The sequence below is a fragment of the Curtobacterium guangdongense genome (assembly GCF_049341845.1).
Lineage (GTDB): Bacteria > Actinomycetota > Actinomycetes > Actinomycetales > Microbacteriaceae > Curtobacterium > Curtobacterium guangdongense.
In genome coordinates this window covers 133,499-151,102 of sequence record NZ_JBMPIT010000006.1, presented here as the reverse complement: position 1 = coordinate 151,102, position 17,604 = coordinate 133,499, and the positions used below count along the sequence as shown (strand labels likewise).

General features: G+C 71.7%; 13 protein-coding genes, 1 tRNA gene and 1 other RNA gene. 11 read left to right on the top strand and 4 right to left on the bottom strand.

Going from position 1 to position 17,604, the window contains the following annotated elements:
- Window positions 1-33: 33 nt before the first annotated feature.
- Complete coding sequence (locus ACO0E1_RS10930; protein WP_422874210.1) at window positions 34-1,422, top strand: MFS transporter; 1,389 nt, start codon at window positions 34-36, stop codon at window positions 1,420-1,422.
- A 28-nt stretch (window positions 1,423-1,450) separates the two neighbouring features.
- On the top strand, window positions 1,451-2,014 hold the full coding sequence (locus tag ACO0E1_RS10925; protein ID WP_422874209.1) for a substrate-binding domain-containing protein: 564 nt from the start codon (window positions 1,451-1,453) through the stop codon (window positions 2,012-2,014).
- A 210-nt stretch (window positions 2,015-2,224) separates the two neighbouring features.
- Here ACO0E1_RS10925 and ACO0E1_RS10920 read toward each other — a convergent pair whose 3' ends face one another.
- Window positions 2,225-2,806 carry a TetR/AcrR family transcriptional regulator gene (locus ACO0E1_RS10920; protein ID WP_422874208.1) on the bottom strand — a complete coding sequence of 194 codons (582 nt, stop codon included), beginning with the start codon at window positions 2,804-2,806 and terminating at the stop codon, window positions 2,225-2,227.
- 230 nt (window positions 2,807-3,036) lie between these two features.
- Between ACO0E1_RS10920 and ACO0E1_RS10915 the strand changes: the two genes are divergently transcribed.
- Window positions 3,037-4,293: a multidrug effflux MFS transporter gene (locus ACO0E1_RS10915; RefSeq protein ID WP_422874207.1), complete on the top strand. Its 1,257-nt coding sequence runs from the start codon at window positions 3,037-3,039 to the stop codon at window positions 4,291-4,293.
- A gap of 59 nt (window positions 4,294-4,352) precedes the next feature.
- The gene (locus ACO0E1_RS10910) at window positions 4,353-6,344 is read left to right on the top strand and encodes a helicase HerA-like domain-containing protein (RefSeq protein WP_422874206.1); all 1,992 of its coding nucleotides are present in this window, start codon (window positions 4,353-4,355) and stop codon (window positions 6,342-6,344) included.
- A gap of 13 nt (window positions 6,345-6,357) precedes the next feature.
- Here the strand turns inward: ACO0E1_RS10910 and ACO0E1_RS10905 are convergent, their stop codons facing one another.
- Together ACO0E1_RS10905 and ACO0E1_RS10900 are read right to left on the bottom strand one after the other, a co-directional pair.
- On the bottom strand, window positions 6,358-6,912 hold the full coding sequence (locus tag ACO0E1_RS10905; protein ID WP_422874205.1) for a hypothetical protein: 555 nt from the start codon (window positions 6,910-6,912) through the stop codon (window positions 6,358-6,360).
- Between the two features lie 269 nt (window positions 6,913-7,181).
- Window positions 7,182-7,266, bottom strand: a tRNA-Ser gene (locus tag ACO0E1_RS10900).
- 122 nt (window positions 7,267-7,388) lie between these two features.
- On the opposite strand from ACO0E1_RS10900, the gene pta reads away from it, so the two are divergent.
- Both pta and ACO0E1_RS10890 read left to right on the top strand, forming a co-directional pair.
- Window positions 7,389-9,515: a phosphate acetyltransferase gene (gene pta, locus ACO0E1_RS10895; RefSeq protein WP_422874204.1), complete on the top strand. Its 2,127-nt coding sequence runs from the start codon at window positions 7,389-7,391 to the stop codon at window positions 9,513-9,515.
- Window positions 9,516-9,579: 64 nt separating this feature from the next.
- The gene (locus ACO0E1_RS10890) at window positions 9,580-10,776 is read left to right on the top strand and encodes an acetate/propionate family kinase (protein WP_422874203.1); all 1,197 of its coding nucleotides are present in this window, start codon (window positions 9,580-9,582) and stop codon (window positions 10,774-10,776) included.
- Between the two features lie 13 nt (window positions 10,777-10,789).
- Here ACO0E1_RS10890 and ACO0E1_RS10885 read toward each other — a convergent pair whose 3' ends face one another.
- The gene (locus tag ACO0E1_RS10885) at window positions 10,790-11,464 is read right to left on the bottom strand and encodes an NAD(P)H-binding protein (protein WP_422874202.1); all 675 of its coding nucleotides are present in this window, start codon (window positions 11,462-11,464) and stop codon (window positions 10,790-10,792) included.
- 36 nt (window positions 11,465-11,500) lie between these two features.
- Between ACO0E1_RS10885 and ffs the strand changes: the two genes are divergently transcribed.
- The 5 genes from ffs to ACO0E1_RS10860 all read left to right on the top strand — a co-directional run bounded on the left by ffs (window position 11,501) and on the right by ACO0E1_RS10860 (window position 17,555).
- Window positions 11,501-11,597, top strand: an RNA gene (gene ffs / locus ACO0E1_RS10880) — signal recognition particle sRNA small type.
- A 143-nt stretch (window positions 11,598-11,740) separates the two neighbouring features.
- Entirely contained in the window at window positions 11,741-14,485 is a 2,745-nt protein-coding gene (locus ACO0E1_RS10875) for a DNA polymerase III subunit gamma and tau (protein ID WP_422874201.1), read from the top strand.
- On the top strand, window positions 14,485-15,084 hold the full coding sequence (gene recR / locus ACO0E1_RS10870; RefSeq protein ID WP_422874200.1) for a recombination mediator RecR: 600 nt from the start codon (window positions 14,485-14,487) through the stop codon (window positions 15,082-15,084). Before ACO0E1_RS10875 ends, recR begins: the two co-directional genes overlap by 1 nt.
- Window positions 15,085-15,225: 141 nt before the next feature.
- The gene (locus ACO0E1_RS10865) at window positions 15,226-16,488 is read left to right on the top strand and encodes an aspartate kinase (RefSeq protein ID WP_422874199.1); all 1,263 of its coding nucleotides are present in this window, start codon (window positions 15,226-15,228) and stop codon (window positions 16,486-16,488) included.
- A gap of 11 nt (window positions 16,489-16,499) precedes the next feature.
- Entirely contained in the window at window positions 16,500-17,555 is a 1,056-nt protein-coding gene (locus tag ACO0E1_RS10860; RefSeq protein WP_422874198.1) for an aspartate-semialdehyde dehydrogenase, read from the top strand.
- Window positions 17,556-17,604 lie beyond the last annotated feature (49 nt).

The window sequence follows — 17,604 nt, the reverse complement described above, 5'->3', positions numbered from 1 at the left end:
TGCGGTCCGTCCGGTCGCCGATAGCCTGGGCGGGTGACCGCCACGACGCCGACGAGGACGACCCTGTTCAGCAGGGGGTACGCCCTCCCGACGATCGGGATGGTCGCGATCGTGGCCGTCGCGGCGTTCCAGAACCTGGCGATGACGACGATCATGCCGGAGATCAGCCGCGACCTGCACGGGGAGACGCTGTACTCGCTGAGCTTCGCGGCACCGCTCGCCGCCGGCGTCCCGGGGATGGTGCTCGCCGGCAACTGGACGGACCGGGCTGGCGGCCGCGTGGTGGCCTGGGTGTCCGCGGCGCTCTTCGCCGTCGGGACCGCGATCGTGATGCTCGCCCCGACCATGCCGGTGTTCCTCGCCGGTCGTCTGGTCGAGGGCTTCGGCGCCGGTGCCATCGACGTGGTGCTCTACGTCCTGGTCGCCCGGATCTTCCCCGCTGAGCTGCACGGACCCGTGTTCGCCGGGTTCGCCGCCGCCTGGGTGGTCCCGGCACTCGTCGGTCCGGCGCTCGCCGGGTTCGTCACCGAGCTCTCCAGCTGGCACTGGGTGTTCGCCGGGGCGCTCGTGATCGCCGTCGTCGCGTTCAGCCTGCTCGTCCCGACCCTCGCACGGTTGCACCCGCCGGCCGCAGCGCTCCGCCCGCCGTGGCAGCGTGGGCGGATCGCCTGGTCCGTCGCGGCCGCCGTCGCCGTCCTCCTGCTCAACGTCGCCCCTGACCTGCCGATCATCCCACGCATCGCCGCGGTGGTCGTCGGGCTCGTCGGCGCCTGGGTCGCCCTGCGCCCACTGCTGCCGCGCCGCACCCTGACCGCCGCCCCCGGCCTGCCGTCGGTGGTGCTGCTCCGCGGGGTCCTCGCTGCGGGGTTCTTCGGAGCCGAGGCGTACGTGCCCTTCCTCCTGCAGGCGCAGCACGGGCTCTCGCCGTCCGCGGCCGGGCTCGCGCTGACGGTCGCTGCGCTCAGCTGGGCCGGCGCGAGCTGGGTGCACGGACGGCTGGGGGAGCGTCGGTTCACCGCTGCCCGGGCGTTCGGCGTCGGGCTCGGCCTCGTCGTCGTCAGTCTGGTCGCGGCCTTCGCGGTGGCGGCGTGGGACCTGCCGGTCTGGGTGCTCGTGGCCGGCTGGTTCGTCGGTGGCGCCGGGATGGGCGTCGCGTACCCGCGCACCTCGATGCTGACGCTCCGGTTCTCGAGCGAGGGGGACGACGGCTTCGCGAGCTCCGCCCTGACGATCGCGGACGCGGCCGGCAGCGTGGTGGGGCTCGCCGTCGCCGGGTTGCTGTTCACCGCCTCGGGCGGACGGCACGACGCGACGGCGTTCTCCCTCGTGTTCGCCGCGATGACCGTGATCGCCTTCGTCGGGTGGTCCGCCGTCCGCCGACTCGGTCCGGTGCCACCCCCGTCGTCTGCCGAGAACGGGTAGCGTGGCAGACCCACGTCGAGGAGGAACCGTGCGTCGCATCCTGGCCGCCGCCGCCCTGGTGAGCGCGGTGTTCGTCCTCGCCGGGTGCAGCGGGACGACCTCGGTCGCGCCGACGCCGGTCAAGAGCACGGACCTCACCAGCTCGGACGGCGGGTTCGACCAGCACGCCGTCGTCGGGGTCGTGCTGCTCCCGGAAGGGTCGACGCCGGCCGGTGGTGGAGCGTCGCTGCCGGATCGGTTCCGCACCTCGCTGACCGAGGCGGGCTTCCGTCCCGACGTGCGGGTCGCCGACGCGGCCGACCCGGCGGGATCGCAGCGGACCGCGGTGCGGGACCTGGTGCGCACGGGAGCGAAGGCGCTGCTCGTGCAGGCGGACGATCCGTCCGCGCTGACCGGGGCGCTGCAGACGGCGCACGACGCGGGCGTGGTCGTGGTCGGTCTCGACGGCGCGGTCCCCGCCAGCGGCACCGGTGGCGACGGGGTCTCGTCCGACTACAGCGTCACCGGGACGGACTCCGACGCCGAGCTCGTCGAGCAGTCGGTCGACGCCGTGACGTCGCTCCAGCGGGGCGAGAAGCCGGCCACCGACTGACGCGGGTCGGTCGCTCTGGTCGCGACCGCGGGCCGGACGGGAGGCTCGTGGCGGGGCCGCCACGAGCCTCCCGTCCGGGCGCGCGCACGTTCCGACCCATCCCGCGCGCAGTAGGAAGCCGAATCGCGCGTAGGAGGCGGGAAAAAGCGGCTTCCTACGTGCGGAACTGCTTCCTACGCGCGAAAGGGCCCCCGACCGGAAGGGCTGCGGTCAGCTCCACCACGTCGGGAAGGACGCGGTGATGGTGTCGACGAGGGCCTTGCGGGCACGTCGGGGGCCGGCGAGCCAGGCCTCGATCGCGCCGACGAACCCCTGGGCGACGAAGCCCGCCGCGACGTCGTCGAGGAGCTCCGGGCGCGTGGCCGGGTCGAGCTCCCGGATGTGCAGCGCGCTCGAGACCGTGAAGTGCTCGACGAGCAACCGGTGCAGCGAGCCGTCGTTCGGGTCGGGGAGTGCCTTGCCGTAGATGTCCCGGTGCGTCACGACGTGCTCGACGACGGCGTTGATGCCCTTGCGGGTGATCGCGGCGAGTTCGTCGCGGCTCGCACCCCGGTCGGAGGCGGTCCGGCGCGCTTCGGCGTCGTCGTCGCGGATGCGGTCGAGTTCGGGGGTGAGCACGTCGGCCAGCAGCGAGCCGGGGGAGACGGCGTGCGAGTAGAACGTGGCGCGGTTGATCCCGGCGGCGCGGGTGACGTCGGCCACCGTGATCTCGGAGACGGGGCGGTCGGCGGCGAGCCGGAGGATCGCCTCGCGCAGCGCGGCCGTGGTGTGCAGGATCCGAGCGTCCACCATGACGCCCACCCCCTCTTCCGGTACGAGTCCGCCCGGAGGCTCCCGAGCCCTCCGACGGTACCGCAGGTCAGGGGAGCGGCACCGTGTCGACCACGACGACACGCGGCAACGAACGGCGACGGGGTGCGGCGCATGCGGACCCGCCCCTAGGATGGTTCCGCGGACGAATCGATTCGATCGATCCCGCGATCACCTCCCCCCACCGCCCCTCATCGTCGAAGGACCCTGCCGTGACCGCGCCCGCGACCACTGGTTCGCTCACCGTCATCCTCCATCCGGGGGACTCGCTCTCCCGCGCCCAGCGGCTCGTGTACGTGTTCGTGCTCGGTGCGCTGACCGCGCTCGGGCCGTTCACGATCGACCTGTACCTGCCGGCGTTCCCGTCCCTGAAGGACCAGTTCGGGGTCACCGACGGCGCCGTGCAGCTCACCCTGACCGCGACCACGATCGGGTTCGCGTTCGGCCAGCTGCTCGTCGGCCCGTGGAGCGACAAGGTCGGTCGCCGCCTGCCGCTCATCATCGCCACGACCGTGCACATCGTGGCGTCGATCTGTGCGTCGATGGCGCCGAACATCGAGGTGCTCGCCGTCTTCCGCGTGCTGCAGGGCATGGGTGCCGCGGCCGGCGGTGTGGTCGCGATGGCCACGGTGCGCGACCTGTTCGGCGGCAGGCCCCTCGTCCGGATGCTGTCGAGGCTCGCGATGGTGAACGGCCTCGCGCCGATCCTCGCGCCGCTCATCGGCTCCCAGATGCTGCGGTTCGTCAGCTGGCGCGGGATCTTCGTGTTCCTCGCCTGCTACGGCCTGGCCGTCGTGATCGCGTCGATCCTGCTCATCGTGGAGACCCTGCCGCCCGCGCGTCGGCACGAGGCCGGCCACTCGACGATGGGGCAGCGCTACCGCGCCCTGTTCTCCGACCGGATCTTCGTCGGGGTCGCACTCATCGGGGCGATGGTCTTCAGCGGGCTGTTCTCCTACCTCAGCGCGTCGCCGTTCCTGTTCCAGGACGTCTTCGGGTTGGACGCCCAGCAGTACGGGCTGCTCTTCGCGGTGAACTCCGTCGGTGTCGTCGTCGGGGTGCAGATCTCGTCGCGGATCGCGCAGCGCGTCGGACCGCAGTGGATCCTGGCGTGCTCGACAGCGACGCTCTTCCTGGCGGCGGTCTCGATCATCGTGCTCGACCTGCTCGGTGCCGGGCTCGTCGGTGTGCTCGTCCCGCTGTGGTTCTTCATCGCGGCCTGCGGGTTCTCGTTCCCGCTCGTGCAGGTGATCGGCCTGGCCGCCCACGGCAAGGAGGCGGGGACCGCTGCGTCCGTGCTGGGCGCGCTGAACTTCGGGGTCGCCGGGCTCATCTCGCCGATCGTCGGGTGGCTCGGCATCTCGCAGGCGGCGCCGATGGCCGCCGTGATGGCGTGTACCTCGGCGGTCGCGATCGTGCTGCTGTGGGCCGTCGTGCGGCCGCGGACGGTGCCGGCCCTCACCCACTGAGTGCCGCCGGCCGACCCGGGGGCGTACCGCGGCGGCGTACGCGTCCATAGGCTGTGTCCATGAGCGACGTGGTGGAGCAGGCACGGGCCGCGGCCGAGGCAGCGCGGGCCGCAGCGGACGAGGCACGACGCCTCGCGGACGAAGCAGCGGCGCGTGCCGAAGCGCTCGCGAAGGCGCTGGAGCAGACGGCGCGCACGCCCGACGCGGAACCGACGGTGGCGGCCGAGCCGGCTCCGGAGCCGGTCGACGTGGCACCGCAGGCCGCCCCGGCGACCGGTACCGTGCCTCCCGTCGAGCCGACCGTCGAGGCTACTGCCGGGGCGGAACCGGGTGGCGGACCGAGCGGGCCGCTCGACGAGGCGTCCGTCGCGGCGATCCGCGACGGCTACACGGTCGACGGCAGCGCCCTCGAACTCGGCGCCCTGGTCAACGGCGATCCCCTGCCCGACGTGCAGGTGCGCATCCCGCTCGGCATGCTCAACCGCCACGGCCTGGTGGCCGGCGCGACCGGGACGGGCAAGACCAGGACCCTGCAGGTGCTCGCCGAGCAGATCGCCGCGAACGGCGTGCCGGTGTTCGCCGCCGACATCAAGGGCGACCTGTCCGGGCTCGCGGTGGTCGGTACCGGCAACGAGAAGCTGCTGGCACGGACCGCGGGCATCGGCCAGGACTGGACCCCGGCGGCGAGCCAGGCGGAGTTCTACTCGCTCGGCGGGCAGGGCACCGGCGTGCCGATCCGGGCGACCGTCTCGGGCTTCGGGCCGCTGCTGCTGTCGAAGGTCCTCGGGCTGAACGACACGCAGGAGTCGTCGCTCGGGCTGGTCTTCCACTACGCCGAGCAGGCCGGGCTGCCGCTCGTCGACCTGTCCGACCTGCGGGCGGTCCTGACGTTCCTGGTCAGTGACGAGGGCAAACCGGAGCTCGCCGAACTCGGTGGGCTGTCGAAGCAGACGACCGGCGTGATCCTCCGCGAACTCATCACCTTCGCGGACAAGGGGGCCGACCAGTTCTTCGGGGAGCCCGAGATCGACACGCAGGTCTTCCTGCGGACCGCCACCGACGGACGCGGCATCGTGAGCCTGCTCGAGGTGCCAGGGGTGCAGGACCAGCCGGAGGTCTTCTCGACGTTCCTGATGTGGCTCCTCGCCGACCTGTTCAACGAGCTCCCGGAGGTCGGCGACCAGGACAAGCCGAAGCTCGTGTTCTTCTTCGACGAGGCACACCTGCTGTTCAGCGGTGCGTCGAAGGACTTCACCGACCAGATCATCCGCACGGTCCGGCTGATCCGGTCGAAGGGCGTCGGGATCTTCTTCGTCACGCAGACCCCGAAGGACGTCCCCAACGACGTGCTCGCCCAGCTCGGCTCCCGCATCCAGCACCAGCTCCGGGCGCACACCCCCGACGACGCCAAGGCACTCCGCGCCACCGTGTCGACGTACCCGACGAGCGAGTACGACCTGGGGGAGGTCCTGACGTCGCTGGCCACCGGCGAGGCGATCGTCACCGTGATGAACGAGAAGGGCGCGCCGACACCGGTGGCGTGGACGCGCCTCCGTGCGCCGCAGGGGTCGATGGACCCGATGCCGTCGGCCGAGATGGAGGCGCGGGTCGCCTCGTCCCCGCTCCTCGCCACCTACGGCACCCGCGTCGACCCCGATTCGGCGCACGAGATGCTGGCTCGTCGGATGGAGGCGGCTGCCGCGCAGGCTGCTGCCGCGGACGCACAGGAGGCCGCGGCCGCCGCTGCCGCTGAGGCGGAGAAGGAAGCCGCGCGTGCCGCGGCCACCGCCGCGAAGGAGGCCGCGGCGCAGGCGAAGCAGGAAGCACGCGACCGGGCAGCGGCGCAGAAGGAGTACGAGCGGACGCAGCGCGAGTTCGAGAAGGCCGAGCGGGCGGCGCAGACCCGACGGTCACGGAGCACGTCGTCGCGGACGTCGACCTCGCGGAAGGCGGACGACCCGCTGTCCGAACTGCTCGGTGGCGGGCTCGGCGGCTCGATCGCGAAAGAGGTGGTGCAGGGGATCTTCTCGACCCTGCGTCGTCGGCGCTAGGCCGTTCGGCCCGTCAGCGACGGCGGGTCCGGACGGCGGGGTAGCGCCGGCTGAACTCGCGCGAGGACAGCGGTCGACCGAGCTCGGTCACCTGCACACCGAGGCCGTCGACGATCTGCTCGAGACCCTCGTCGCCCCACACCTCCGCCCGCATCCGGAACAGCCGGGTGCCGTCGGCATCGAGCGCGATGAGCTCCCGCGCGGTGCGGTCCACGGAGCTGCCGAACGTCGTCGCGAGCACCACGCCCGCGACGGCGTCGCGCGCGACCGTCCAGCGCGGGGCCAGCACGCCGCGCACGGTGACGCCGTCGGGCCCGAGGCCGACGAACGCCGACCGCAGGCGGATGAACAGGAGACCGACCAGGCCGCCGAGGACGACGACCACGCTGGCGACGACGGCCCAGAGCTGCAGGGGGAACGACACCCACACCAGAGCGACGGCCAGGGGGACCGCCGAGAAGACGATGCTCAGGGCGGTGGAGCGGACGAGCGCAGCCCGCGGCCGGACCACGACGTCGTACGTCACCCGGTCCGTCATCGCCGTCGCCGGCACCGTCGTTTCCCCCACCACTGCTCTCCTCGTCCCCGCGGCCCGTCCGTCCCGGGGGTGCCGCGGGGTCAGCCTAGAGGACTCGCGGGTATCGGCGACAGGTCTGTCCACCCCTTCGGTGGCAGTCCTTGGCGAACGGGGTGCACGGAGGTCCCCATCGTGGGGGACCGGTGACGTGTCACCCCGTCGGATCCCCTCAGGAACGCCGAAACGCGCCGCCCAGACGGACGACGCGTTCCTGACGATGTCACTCCGGCCCGATGGTGAGGGTCGTGTGGCAAGCACTGCGGAGAATGGGGGATTCGAACCCCCGAGGGCTTGCACCCAACACGCTTTCCAAGCGTGCGCCATAGGCCACTAGGCGAATTCTCCTGGCGCCATCTCGCGATGACGACACCCCATGGTACAGGTCTTGCGGGGTGTGCATGACCACCCGCTCCACAGGTCCGTCGCTCCCAGATGTCGTGACATGTCCGGCGGCTACCCTGGGAAGCGTGTCGACCCGCATCTACATCACGTCAGCAGAAGGACACACGGGCAAGAGCACGGTGGCGCTCGGTGTCCTCGAGACCCTCGCACGCACGGTCGGACGCGTCGGCGTGTTCCGGCCGGTCGCCCGCTCCGTGGACGAACCCGACTACGTGCTCGAGCTCCTCCTCCAGCACAGCGGGGCGAACCAGTCCTACGAAGACGCCGTCGGTGTGACCTACGACGACGTGCACGCGGACCCGGACGCCGCGCTCGGCACGATCGTCAGTCGGTTCGCCCAGGTCGAGCGCCAGTGCGACGCGGTCGTGGTCCTCGGGTCGGACTACACCGACGTGGGGAGCCCGACCGAGCTCTCGTTCAACGCGAAGGTCGCCACGAACCTCGGCGCTCCGGTACTCCTGGTGCTCGGTGGACGGGACTCCGCCGAACGCGGGACCCGCACCCCTGCGGACATGGCACAGGTCGCGGACGTGACGACGAGCGAACTCCGCGCGGCGCACGCGCAGCTGCTCGGCGTCGTCGTGAACCGTGCCGATCCCGATGCCCTCGCCGCGATCTGCGACAGCGTCGCCGGTGCCGTGCACGACGACCACCCGGACGTCCCGGTGTGGGCCATCCCCGAGGACGCCGTGCTCGTCGCGCCGACCGTGCGGGCGTTGCTCGCCGCCACCGGGGCGACGCTCGTCCGCGGGGACGACGCACTCCTCGACCGCGAAGCACTCGGCACGGTCGTCGCGGGCATGAGCATGGAGAACGTGCTCCCGCGCCTCATCGAGGGCGGCATCGTCGTCGTCCCCGGCGACCGCAGCGACGTCCTCATCGCCACGCTCCTGGCGAACCAGTCCGACACCTTCCCGAGCCTCGCCGGCGTGATCCTCAACGGCGGGTTCGAGACCGCGCCGCAGATCACGCGGCTGCTCGAAGGGCTCTCGAGCTCGCTGCCGATCGCCACGAACGACCTCGGCACGTACGACACCGCGCTCCGCATCACCCAGACGCGCGGTCGGCTCGCCGCGGACTCCCCGCGGAAGGCCGACCTCGCGCTGTCGTCGTTCGAGCGGCACGTGCAGGCCGACGAACTGCTCGCACGTCTCCAGGTCACGCCGTCCGGTGTCGTCACGCCGCTGATGTTCGAGCACGGCCTGCTCGACCGGGCGCGGGAGCACCGCAAGCGCATCGTCCTGCCGGAAGGTGACGACGACCGGATCCTCCGTGCCGCGTCGACCCTCCTGCAGCGGCAGGTGTGCGAGCTGACGATCCTCGGCGACCCCGCGGCGATCCGGGCACGCGCGACGGAGCTCGGCCTCGACCTCGACGCGGCGCAGCTCGTGTCGCCGTTCGACCCGGAGCTCCGCGAACGCTTCGCCGAGGAGTACGCGAAGCTCCGTGCGCACAAGGGCATGAGCGTCGAACTCGCCCGCGACACCGTGACGGACGTCTCCTACTTCGGCACGATGATGGTGCAGCTCGGCCTCGCCGACGGCATGGTCTCCGGTGCGAAGCACACGACGGCGCACACCATCCGTCCGTCGTTCGAGATCATCAAGACCCGTCCGGACACGTCGATCGTGTCGAGCGTCTTCCTGATGGCGCTCGCCGACCGGGTGCTCGTCTACGGCGACTGCGCGGTGATCCCGGACCCGTCGAGCGAGCAGCTCGCGGACATCGCGATCTCGTCGGCCGAGACCGCGACGCAGTTCGGCATCGACCCGCGGGTGGCGATGCTCAGCTACTCCACCGGCGACAGCGGCTCGGGCGCGGACGTCGACAAGGTCCGCGCGGGGACGGCCTTCGTGCGTGAGCGCCGACCCGACCTGCTGGTCGAGGGGCCGATCCAGTACGACGCCGCCGCCGACCCGACCGTGGCGAGCACGAAGATGCCGGACTCGCCGGTCGCCGGCCGTGCGACGGTGTTCATCTTCCCGGACCTCAACACCGGCAACAACACCTACAAGGCCGTGCAGCGCTCCGCCGGTGCCGTCGCGATCGGACCGGTCCTGCAGGGGCTGCGGAAGCCGATCAACGACCTCTCCCGCGGTGCGCTTGTCAGCGACATCGTGAACACGGTCGCGATCACGGCCATCCAGGCCGGCACCGCTGCCCAGGCCGACCCGGCGCCGACCGCCGCCTGACCACCAGACCCAGCCACCGCCTCCCGTCCGGCCGCACCCGGCCACCCCTGAAAGTGAGCGCCCAGTGACCGCTGCCCTCGTCGTGAACTCCGGATCGAGTTCCTTCAAGTACCAGCTCATCGAACTCGACGGGGAGCGCACGCTCGCCTCCGGACTCGTCGAGCGCATCGGCGAGGCGACCGGCGCGTGGAAGCACACGAACGCGCTGACGGGGGAGTCCTCCTCGAACGACGCCGCTCGCGTCCCGGACCACGCCGCGGGGTTCCAGGCGATGATCGACGCGTTCGCGAAGGTCGGACCGTCGTTCGACGAGCACCCGCCGTCGGTCGTCGGACACCGCGTCGTGCACGGCGGGACGACCTTCGACAGCGCGACGGTCGTCACCGACGATGTCGAGCGCCAGATCGAGGAGCTCTCGAGCCTGGCGCCGCTGCACAACCCGGCGAACCTCCAGGGGATCCGTGCGGCGAAGCAGGTCTTCTCGGACGTGCCGCACGTGGCCGTCTTCGACACCGCGTTCCACCAGACGATGCCGCCGCACGCGTACACCTACGCGATCCCCGCCGACCTCGCGGCCGAGTACGGGATCCGCCGGTACGGCATGCACGGCACCAGCCACAAGTACGTCTCCGAGCAGGCCGCGGTGTTCCTCGACCGGCCGCTGTCCGAGCTCAAGACGATCGTGCTGCACCTCGGCAACGGAGCCTCGGCCGCAGCGATCGACGGGGGCCGGTCGATCGAGACGTCGATGGGGCTGACCCCGCTCGAGGGCCTCGTGATGGGCACCCGGTCCGGCGACCTCGACCCCGCGGTGCTCATCCAGCTGCACCGCGAGGCCGGTCTGTCCTTCGACGAGCTCGACGACATGCTCAACAAGCGGTCCGGGTTGCTCGGGCTCACGGGCAACGGCGACATGCGCGACGTGCAGGCCGCTGCGATCGACGGCGACGAGACCGCGGAGGCGGCGCTCGCCGTCTACCGGCACCGGATCCGTCGCTACGTCGGCGCGTACACCGCCCAGCTCGGCGGGCTCGACGCCGTCGTGTTCACCGCGGGCGTCGGCGAGAACAACGCGCTGCTCCGTCGTCGCGTGCTCGCGGGACTGGAGCACCTCGGGATCGAGGTCGACAACGACCGCAACGAACTGCACTCGAAGGAGGCGCGACTCATTTCCACCGACGCCTCCCGTGTCGCGGTGCTCGTGATCCCCACGAACGAGGAGCTCGAGATCGCCCGGCAGTCCGCCGCGGTCGCGCTGTAGGGCGTGCTGCTCGTCAGCTGATCGCCGCCAGGGCCGCCGGGATCGGGGTGTTGCCGCTCGTGACCTCGAACTGCACGCCGACCGCGGTGTCGTCGAGGAGCGCGTGCAGCACGACGGCGGCCACGTCGGCGCGGGGGATCGACCCCCTCGGGACCGTGCTGCCCACCGCGATCGTGCCCTGCGGCGGGGTGTCGAGCAGCCCACCCGGTCGGACGATCGTCCACCGCATGCTCCGCGCCCGCAGGTCGGCGTCCGCCTCGGCCTTCGCGCGGAGGTACACCTGGAACACCGCGTCGTCGTCCTTCGCCGGGACGACCGCGAGCTCGGCGTCGTACGTGTCCGCGGCCATCGCCGACACCATCACGTAGCGGTCGATCCCCGCCCGTTCGGCAGCGTCCGCGAGGAGGACGGCGGCGTCGCGATCGACCGAGAGCTTCCGTTCCGCGCCGCTGCCCGGCCCGGCGCCTGCGGCGAAGACGACCGCGTCCACACCGCGGAGGCGGAGAGCGAGCTGGTCGTCGTCGAGCTGCTCGAGGTCGGCCACCATCGCGGCCGCACCCGTCTGCTCGACGTCCGACACGTGGGCGGGGTTGCGGACGATGCCGATGGCCTCGTGTCCGGCTTCGGTGATCAGGCGGGCGAGGAGCAGGGCGATCTGGCCGTGTCCTCCGGCGATGGCGATCTTCATGGTTCGATCGTGCTCCTCGTGTCCGGTAGACTGCTTGGCGGCTCCTCACGTGACGCCATCCAGGCCAACTCCCCCAGGGCGGAAACGCAGCAAGGGTAACCGGGCTCTGGCGGGTGCGTGAGGAGTCTTTTTCGTTCTGGGACGGTCTTCCGTTCCGGACTGGAGGCTCTGTGCCGTCCACGCACGCACCCTGCCTCTCGACGTGGCCGGGCCCACCCCGCGCGGCGGCTCTCCACACCGGCCCCGGCTGTCGGTCGTCCCGGCTACCCTTGTCGCGTGGTCACCGCCCTGTATCGCCGTTACCGGCCTGAGAACTTTGCCGAGCTCATCGGGCAGTCGCAGGTCACCGACCCGCTGCGCACCGCGCTCCGGACCAACCGGGTCAACCACGCGTACCTGTTCAGCGGCCCACGCGGCTGCGGCAAGACGACGTCGGCCCGCATCCTGGCGCGGTGCCTCAACTGTGCGGAAGGCCCCACCGACACCCCGTGCGGCGTCTGCCCGAGCTGCGTCGAGCTGGCGCGCGGCGGCAGTGGATCGCTCGACGTCATCGAGATCGACGCCGCCAGCCACAACGGTGTCGACGACGCCCGTGACCTCCGTGACCGGGCCGTGTTCGCGCCCGCTCGTGACCGCTACAAGATCTTCATCCTCGACGAAGCGCACATGGTCACGCCGCAGGGCTTCAACGCGCTGCTCAAGCTCGTCGAGGAACCGCCGGAGCACGTCAAGTTCATCTTCGCGACGACCGAGCCGGAGAAGGTGATCGGGACGATCCGGTCCCGAACGCACCACTACCCGTTCCGTCTGGTCCCACCGGCGGCGATGCTCGAGTACGTCGAGCAGCTCTGCACACAGGAGTCCGTGTCGGTTGCACCGGGCGTGCTGCCGCTGGTCGTCCGTGCCGGCGGCGGGTCCGTCCGCGACACGCTCTCCCTGCTCGACCAGCTGATCGCCGGCAGCGAAGACGGCGCGATCGCGTACGAACGTGCCGTCGCCCTGCTCGGGTACACCGACAGCGCGCTCCTCGACGACGTGGTCGACGCCCTCTCGGTCGCCGACCCCGGTTCCGCCTTCGCCGCGATCGACCGGGTGATCCAGACCGGGCAGGACCCCAGGCGGTTCGTCGAGGACCTCCTCGAGCGGCTCCGCGACCTCATCGTGGTCGCCGCCACCAACGAGAGCGCCGGGGCGGTGCTCCGTGGTGTCTCGCCGGAAGAACTCGACACGATGAGCCGTCAGGCGGGTGTGTTCGGCGCGAACGGGCTGTCCCGTGGGGCCGACATCGCGAACCGCGCCCTCACCGAGATGACCGGGGCGACCTCGCCGCGCCTGCACCTCGAGCTGATGATCGCGCGGATGCTCGTCCCGGAAGCGGACGACACGCAGCGCGGTGCGCTCGCACGGGTCGAGCGGCTCGAGCGCCGGGTCGGTGTCGGCGACGCCGGTGGACACCAGGGGGGCCCGGAAGCGGTGCCGTCGGGGTCCGCAGCAACGCGCCCGGCCCAGGCTGCACCGTCTGCCCAGGCTGCACCGGCGGCGCAGGCCGCTCCGGAGCAGCGCCGTCCCGAACCCTCGGCCACGCCGGCTGCTGAACCACGTCGCGCCGAACCCGCGCCGGTCGAGGCCACCCCGCCGACCAACGCCGCGCAGGACGCGGCTGCGTCCTGGGCAGCTGTCGCACCGGGGACCCCCGAGCCCGAGGCCGCGGCTGCACCTGCACCTGCACCGAGCGCTCCGGAACCGGACGGACACGCGTCGGCGTCGTCGACGGGCATGGGCTCCGTCATCGGCACCGAGCCCGCGATCCAGCCGATCGCCGCCGTCGGATTGCAGCAGATGCGGGACGCCTGGTCGCAGGTGCTCGAGCACGTCCAACGCGCGAAGCGGTCGGCGTGGACCGTCGTCCAGCCGGCGCAGGTGACCGCACTGCGGGACGACGTCCTCACGCTGACGTTCCCGAGCCAGCAGGACGTCGCCTCGTTCAAGGAGATGTCCGACCCGGCGACCAGCGTCAGCGAACTCGTCCGGGCCGCGATCATCGACGTGCTCGGGTTCCGCGTGAAGTTCGTCGCGCGCGGTCCCGGAGGCGCCGGCGGCCCCGGGGGAGGCCCACAGCGTCCGGCCCCGCGCCAGGACACGCCCGCTCCGCGCCAGGACACGCCCGCAGCGTCCGAGCCCGCCTCTGCACCTGCTGCATCCGCCCCCGCGCCGGCCCCGGCCCCCGCCGCTCCTGCGCCGTCGGCCGCTGCGCCGTCCGCGCCGACGTCGTCCGACACGCACCGGGTGCCGACGGCCGCGGCATCGGCGGCGCCGTCTCCGGCACCGCAGTCACCGGCGCAGACCACGAACGCCGACAGCGACACCCCGGCCCCGAGTCCTGCCCCGGCACCGGCTCCCGCCGCGGACCCCGCCGCCGCGCGCGCCCCCGAGACACCGGCGCCGTCGGGCCCGGTCACCGAGTGGGCCGTCGCGACCATCCCGGCGACCGACCCCACCGTGGGTGCCGTCCCGGACGACGTCGAACCGACCTGGGCCGCGCCGATGGGCTCGATCGGTCCGGACGACACCGTCGCTCCCGCGTCGACCCCCACATCGGGACCGGTTGCCGAGACCCAGGCGGCCCTCGACGCCCTGAAGGCCGGCGGCCGTGGGCCCGTCGCGCAGCCGGAACCGGCAGCGCCGGACGTCCCGGTCGACGACTACCCGCTGGACGACGAGCCGTTCGACGACGGCGCTCCGTTCCCCGATCCGGGGCCAGGAGGGGCACGACCACGCAGCACGCAGGCTGCGCCCGCGGCACCCACACCGGCACAGACACAGACACAGGCACAGGCACAGCCACCGGCAGCACCCGCGGCCCAGGCACCCGCCGCACCTGCCGCACCTGCGGCAACCGCGCAGCAGGCGGCCCCGCAGGTCCGTCGCCCGCCCGTCCCCGGCCGGTACGGCGAGGCCGTCGTGCGTGAGATCCTCGGCGCGCAGTTCATCGAGGAGACCTCCCTGAGCGAGGGCATCTGATGTACGACGGCATCGTGCAGGACCTCATCGACGAGTTCGGTCGTCTACCCGGCATCGGTCCGAAGTCGGCGCAGCGGATCGCCTTCCACATCCTCCAGAGCGAGTCGTTCGACCCCTCGCGGCTGTCCGAGCTCCTCGCCGACGTCAAGGAGCGGGTCCGCTTCTGCGAGGTCTGCGGCAACGTGACCGAGTCGGACCGCTGCAGCATCTGCCGCGACCCGCGACGCCAGCCCGCCGTGATCTGCGTCGTGGAGGAAGCCAAGGACGTCGCCGCGATCGAACGCACCCGCGAGTTCCGCGGGCTGTACCACGTGCTCGGCGGCGCGATCAGCCCGATCGACGGCGTCGGTCCCGACGACCTCCGGATCCAGCAGCTCATGACGCGGCTCGCGGACGGCACCGTGGAAGAGGTGATCATCGCGACCGACCCGAACCTCGAGGGCGAAGCGACGGCCACCTACCTCAGCCGCCTGCTCGTGCCGATGGGCATCCGTACGACCAGGCTCGCGTCCGGCCTCCCCGTCGGCGGCGACCTGGAGTACGCGGACGAGGTCACCCTCGGGCGTGCCTTCGAGGGGCGCCGGCTCGTCGGGGGCTGACCCGCAGCGGTCACCACTGCCCCGATCCCACGCACGATCGTTGCGTGCACACCCGCTCACACGCAACATCCCCGAAACACCCCCTACCATTGTGGAAGCCGCGCATCGTCGCGGAACCGTCGTCCCCAGGAGTACCCACCCGTGGCCTTGATCGTGCAGAAGTTCGGTGGATCGTCCGTCGCGAACGCCGAGAGCATCAAGCGCGTGGCCAAGCGGATCGTCGAGACGAAGAAGGCGGGCAACGACGTCGTCGTGGCCGTCTCCGCCATGGGCGACACCACCGACGAACTGGTGGACCTCGCGCACCAGGTCACCCCGATCCCGGCCGGCCGTGAGCTCGACATGCTCCTCACCGCGGGGGAGCGCATCTCGATGGCGCTCCTGGCGATGGCGATCAAGAGCCTCGGGGTCGAGGCGTCGTCGTACACCGGCAGCCAGGCCGGCATGCTGACCGACGCCCAGCACGGCAAGGCCCGCATCGTGGACGTCACCCCGAAGCGTGTCCGCGAGGCGCTCGACTCCGGCCACGTCGCGATCGTCGCCGGCTTCCAGGGCTTCAACCGCACCACGGGGGAGATCACCACCCTCGGCCGCGGCGGCTCGGACACGACGGCCGTCGCCCTCGCGGCCGCACTCGACGCGGACATCTGCGAGATCTACACCGACGTCGACGGCATCTTCTCCGCCGACCCCCGCGTCGTGCCGAAGGCCCGCAAGATCGACCGCATCACCAGCGAGGAGATGCTCGAACTCGCAGCCTCCGGTGCCAAGGTCCTGTACATCCGTGCCGTCGAGTACGCCCGTCGGCACGGCGTCACCCTCCATGTCCGCTCGTCGTTCAGCAACGCCGAGGGAACCATCGTCTACAACCCTGCAGAGGGGGAAACCGTGGAAGAACCGATCATCACCGGCATCGCCGGAGACCTCTCCGAGGGCAAGATCACCGTGGTCGGCGTGCCCGACCAGCCGGGCAAGGCGGCCGAGATCTTCACGATCGTCGCCCGCGCCGGCGCGAACATCGACATGATCGTGCAGAACGTGTCGGCCTCGAACGGGCGCACCGACATCTCGTTCACCCTGCCGAAGGACCAGGGCCAGAGCGTCCTGACCGCGCTCGGTGTCGCGAAGTCGGAGATCGGCTTCGAGGGGATCCAGTACGACGACCAGATCGGCAAGCTCGCCCTGGTCGGCGCCGGGATGCGCACGAACGCGGGCGTCTCCGCCGAGCTCTTCCGTGCGCTGCACCAGGCGTCGATCAACATCGAGATGATCTCCACGTCGGAGATCCGCATCTCGGTCGTCACCCGCGCCGACACCCTGAACGACGCGATGCGCGTCGTCCACCAGGCGTTCGGCCTCGATGCCGACAACGAGGCCGTCGTCTACGCCGGCACCGGCCGCTGAGAGGAGCAGCCATGTCCCAGGAGCTCACCGTCGCCGTCGTCGGCGCCACCGGCCAGGTCGGCGCCGTGATGCGCCGCCTGCTCGAGGAGCGCGACTTCCCCGCCACCTCGGTCCGCTTCTTCGCGAGCGCCCGCTCCGCCGGTACGACGCTGTCGTTCCGCGGGCAGGACGTCGTCGTCGAGGACTCCGAGACCGCCGACCCGTCGGGCATCGACATCGCGCTCTTCTCGGCGGGTGCCACGGCGTCCCGTGCCCTCGCACCGAAGTTCGCGGCAGCGGGCGCGCTCGTGATCGACAACTCGAGCGCCTGGCGGATGGACCCCGAGGTGCCGCTCGTCGTGAGCGAGGTCAACCCGCACGCGATCGAGACGGCGCAGAAGGGCATCGTCGCGAACCCGAACTGCACCACCATGGCGATCATGCCGGTGCTCAAGGTCCTCGACGCCGAGGCAGGGCTCCGTCGCCTCGTCGCGACGACCTACCAGGCGGTGTCGGGCAGCGGGCTCGCCGGTGTGGACGAACTCCTCGGGCAGGCCAAGGCCGCGCTCGAGCAGGACACCGCTCGTCTCACCCACGACGGCAGTGCCGTCACCTTCCCCGAGCCGGTGAAGTACGTCCGCCCGATCGCCTTCGACGTCGTCCCGCTCGCCGGCAGCATCGTCGACGACGGCCTGGGGGAGACCGACGAGGAGAAGAAGCTCCGAAACGAGAGCCGCAAGATCCTCGAGCTGCCCGACCTGCTCGTCGCCGGGACCTGTGTCCGCGTGCCGGTCTTCACGGGCCACTCGATCTCGGTGAACGCGGAGTTCGAGCGGACCCTGACGCCCGAGCGCGCCACCGAGATCCTCGCGAAGGCACCCGGTGTGGAGCTCTCCGAGGTCCCGACGCCGCTGCAGGCAGCCGGGCAGGACCCGACGTTCGTCGGCCGCATCCGCGCCGACCAGTCCGCGCCAGCGGGCCACGGTCTCGCGCTCTTCGTGAGCAACGACAACCTGCGGAAGGGCGCGGCCCTGAACGCGGTGCAGATCGCGGAGGTCGTGGTCGCGCGTCGCGCGGTCGCCGCGTAACCAACAAGCCGGAGTGGGCCCACGCCGCCGGTTCCGGTGCGACGCGCCA

Bases quoted from the DNA above. Each gene is read 5' to 3' on its own strand.
- ACO0E1_RS10920 (WP_422874208.1), bottom strand. From the start codon at position 2,806: ATGGTGGACGCTCGGATCCTGCACACCACGGCCGCGCTGCGCGAGGCG.
- ACO0E1_RS10910 (WP_422874206.1), top strand. From the start codon at position 4,353: ATGAGCGACGTGGTGGAGCAGGCACGGGCCGCGGCCGAGGCAGCGCGG.
- ACO0E1_RS10885 (WP_422874202.1), bottom strand. From the start codon at position 11,464: ATGAAGATCGCCATCGCCGGAGGACACGGCCAGATCGCCCTGCTCCTC.
- recR (WP_422874200.1), top strand. From the start codon at position 14,485: ATGTACGACGGCATCGTGCAGGACCTCATCGACGAGTTCGGTCGTCTA.
- ACO0E1_RS10860 (WP_422874198.1), top strand. From the start codon at position 16,500: ATGTCCCAGGAGCTCACCGTCGCCGTCGTCGGCGCCACCGGCCAGGTC.